3 protein-coding genes are annotated in these 3,985 nt (G+C 47.5%); 1 reads left to right on the top strand and 2 read right to left on the bottom strand.

What is annotated here, in order from left to right:
* Window positions 1-189 precede the first annotated feature (189 nt).
* Window positions 190-1,905 carry a GGDEF domain-containing protein gene (locus MMG03_RS15730; protein ID WP_249506716.1) on the top strand — a complete coding sequence of 572 codons (1,716 nt, stop codon included), beginning with the start codon at window positions 190-192 and terminating at the stop codon, window positions 1,903-1,905.
* Window positions 1,906-1,916: 11 nt separating this feature from the next.
* Here the strand turns inward: MMG03_RS15730 and MMG03_RS15725 are convergent, their stop codons facing one another.
* On the bottom strand, window positions 1,917-2,372 hold the full coding sequence (locus tag MMG03_RS15725; protein WP_073157850.1) for a hypothetical protein: 456 nt from the start codon (window positions 2,370-2,372) through the stop codon (window positions 1,917-1,919).
* Window positions 2,344-3,741 (bottom strand): DNA methylase, encoded by a 1,398-nt coding sequence (locus MMG03_RS15720; protein ID WP_073283633.1) that lies wholly within the window; start codon window positions 3,739-3,741, stop codon window positions 2,344-2,346. Before MMG03_RS15720 ends, MMG03_RS15725 begins: the two co-directional genes overlap by 29 nt.
* Window positions 3,742-3,985: the final 244 nt, after the last annotated feature.

Genomic DNA, 3,985 nt, shown 5'->3' with positions numbered 1-3,985 from the left:
ACAGCCGTTGACATTGAAGATGGATTTGTATAATTTTGACATGGGCTTTTTCTTCTGTTTTTTTTGGCGATTAAATTTTAGAAAATAGCCCATTTTTTGTTTAATTTAGGCGAAAGTCAACAAAAAAGGGTGGCGAAGCCACCCACACATGTTGATGAAGAGCCAAAAATCATTTATATTTTTTAATATATGTCCACTATCGATATCTCAAACGCTATCTCCGCATTGGCCAAGACCTACTACAAGGTCTTGAAAGTCAATTTGACGGACGATACCTATCAAGTGGTCAAAATTCTCCCTACAGAGACCTCCGACGAGCAGAAAAACGACATCAAGAGCATTTCTCTATGGTTCATGATGTTCGCCGACAGGGGAAATATCTACGAAGCAGACGAAAATATCTACCGAACAAGGCTGACCCTGGATTCCCTCCGCAGCTTCTTTAAGGAAAACGACCGTTTCCGCCTAAGATACCGTCGAAAGACCGACGGCGTGTTCCGCTGGGTGTTCATGGAAATCATCAAGGCCGATGACTACACCGACAAGAACCAGTCCACATGGCTGTTTGTCCAGGACATTCACGATTCCTACGTCCACGAGATGGAAGTGCAGCGTGAACTGGAGCATTTCTGCAAGTATGACACTCTAACCGGATTGAATAACTTTTACTCTTATCAGACCCAGTGCCGCAATTACGCAAGCCAGCAGGAGCCAGAAAGTATCGGCGTGATTTTTGCCGACCTAAACGGTCTCAAGCTGATTAATGACACTCGCGGTCATGCCGCCGGCAATGACTTCTTGCGTTCCTTCACCAGCAAGCTGGTCGAAAATTTCAAGCACGAACTCATCTACCGAATCAGCGGCGACGAATTTCTGATCGTGATCCACGGAAGCGACAAGGAAGACGTTCAATTCCTGGCCGACAACTTCCATGCCTACCTGAGCAAGGATCCCGTTCCCCAGGCCTCCATCGGCTGCAGCTGGAGCAAGAATCCCAAGCATATCGAAGACGTGGCCCGCGATGCCGAAACCAAGATGTATAAGGACAAGGAAGCCTTCTACGAGAAGCATCCCGAATACAAGCGCGGCATTGCAGAACTGAGCTACAAGCGCGAAATTGACGCCATCCTTCGCAGCCTTTCCAATTCTTACGCCCTGATGGCAACCATCGACCTAGAAAAGAACAGCTACTGGGTCTTAAAAACCTTGGCAAAATCCAACGCCCCCAAGTCCTTGACCTTTACCGGAATCATGAACGACACCATTCAGCTGGTGGATCCCGAATACAAGGAAATCGTAGCCCAGTTCTTTGACATCCAGTTCCTGAAAAGGGATCTGAAAAAGAACAAGAGTCTCGTTTACGAATACAAGACCATCGCCGGACACTGGCATCAGGCCACCTTCAGAACCATCGAAGAAATTGATGGGGAACCGTCCAAGGCACTATTCATCCTGGAACTGGTGGACCATGGCCGTGCCGCCCGACTGGAACAAGTTCGCGATTTGCAATTCGAACATCAGATTATCGAAGGTCTCAGCAAGAACTACACCATGATCTGCCGAATTGAACTGGCCTCCAAGAAAGTTCAGCTGTACAAGAATATTTCGCTCGTCGAAAATGTCACTACAGCCATGAAGGTTCTTGACTACGATGCCGTCGTCAAATGGTTCATCCAGAAATATGTTATTCCCGAAGACCAGGATCGTCTAACGGCATTCATGGACTTCAGCAATGTACGTTCTAAACTTGAAAAAATGGAACAGACTTCAATCCTGTTCCGCACCACGCCGGATTTCCACAACACAAAGGGCATTAGCTACAGCCAGTTCCTCTTCTACCGACTGAAAAGCGACCCCGACAAGATTGTCATGGCCACCAAGAACGTGACCAACTCCATGGGATAATTCAAAACCACTTAAGCAAACTTAATCCACTGGATATCATTCAGTGGAATTTTTGTATCTACAATTTGGAGCGTTGCCGTATTCAAGTCCAGTTTGGCGGCAAGACCTTCAATTTCTCTGTAGGTCCCTACGCCTGCAGCAAGGATTTTGTCTTGCACAAAATAACTGACACGAATTGTCGGATGTTCACCACGTTGCAGACGTTCCGACAAGGCGGCCAACGCCTCGTCCAGTTCAATGCGGGAATCCTCCATCAGTTCTTCCTGACGGATGGTCAGCTTCTTTTCGGCAGTTTCCGCAATGGCATCGCTATGGCCGCGGAGGGCGGCAAAGGGAGCAAAAATCTTCGCACGATTTTCAATAGACATGCGAGGATGCTTGATGAGAAAATTCCAGTCGTTCCGCGGGTAAGGCAAATTGATAATGTCTTCGTAGTTATCAGGCACGATGACCTCCGATTTGTCCATTGCGTTCCACCGTAGTGGCTCCTTCCTGCAAGTCCATGCCCTTGATAATGGCGTTCTTGCCAAAGCGTTTCTTGATCAGCAGTTCCGCCTTCAAGCGTTTCTTTTCCTTCTCCTGCTTTTCAACATCGGTAAAAAGGTCCACTTCCTCGTAACTCACGTCCAGCACATCGTTAGCCACAAGATTCAGACGTTTCAAGGTCAGCTTCGGATTCACAATCCGGTCGAACAGTTTCATCACCGCCTCGGCAATAGCGGACTGGGAACAAGTATAGCGGCCCAGATTTGCAGATCCGTGAGCGGGCTTCGGTATTTCCCGTCCGTAGTTATCGATAACCGTGGGGCCTACATAAATTCCCTTGTCCACATTTTCACGGTCATAGCCCATCATCAAGGTTAGACTGTTTGTCACCAGATTCTTGTCTATCAAATCCAATGTCAGGGAGTCTACCATTTCGCGAACGACAATGCGGGCCTTTTCTGCCGTGTAGGGGCAGCTCAAAACCTGGCCGCCACCAATGCTGTTGGATTTTGGTTTGTACTTCTTGATTTCGGCAATGGTACAAGGTTCATAGCCCCAGGCATGGTCAATCAGGATTTCGGCATTAATGCCGAACATCTTATAAAGGGCATCGGCATTCTTGATACTTACACGGGCAAGGTCACCCATGGTATAAATTCCACGACCGCGATTCAGGTTACAATTTTCCAGACGTTCCGCAATCCCGCGGCCAATCTGCCAGAAACTGGTAAGAGGACGATGATTCCACAGGTTCCTGCGAAAACTCATTTCGTCCAGTTCCGCAATGCGGACTCCGTCTTCATCGGCATCTACATGCTTGGCCATAATATCCATGGCAATCTTGCACAAGTAAAGGTTGCTGCCGATTCCCGCCGTTGCGGTTATACCCGTAGTTTCAAGTACGTCCTGGACCATGGTCTTCGCCAATTCCCGGGCCGTTTTCTTATAAAGTTTGAGGTACTGGGTAACGTCCAAAAAACATTCATCGATGGAGTAATTGTGAATGTCTTCGGCACTCACATATTTTAGGTAGACGTTATAAACCTTGGTAGAAAATTCCACATATTTCGCCATGCGGGGCGGAGCCACAATGTAATCCACATCCACACCTGTACGACGCTTCACCTCTTTTAATTTCTGGATTACTTCGAATAAGCGGGCTCGGCCAGGAATTCCGTAAGCTTTCAGGCTCGGGCTCACCGCCAGGCAAATCGTCTTTTCAGTACGGCTGGCATCGGCCACCACCAAGTTCGCCTTCAACGGATCCAACCCCTGTAGAACACATTCCACAGAGGCAAAGAAAGACTTCAAGTCAATGGCGATGAAGGTGCGCCTTTGAAAGTTCGGCATAAGGTCAAATATAGATTTTCCTAGATTTTCCCGCATGAACTTTCTAGAAGAAAAAATTGAGGCATCATCAACATGTGTGGAAGCATTTAGGCAGCCTTGCTAGATGATTCTCTCGATTCCGATTCCCATTCGTAGGCTATCTTTACATCTACATAGGAACAGCTCAACATTATCAGCGACAGCATGTTGTTCATGTTCCTGAAGCCATAGGCAGTCCGTATCAGTAGCTTTATCTTGTTGTTCG

The sequence above is a fragment of the Fibrobacter sp. HC4 genome, from assembly GCF_023373925.1.
Classification (GTDB): Bacteria; Fibrobacterota; Fibrobacteria; order Fibrobacterales; family Fibrobacteraceae; genus Fibrobacter.
The sequence above is the reverse complement of the archived record's forward strand: the minus strand, read 5'-3'. Positions and strand labels throughout refer to the sequence as shown.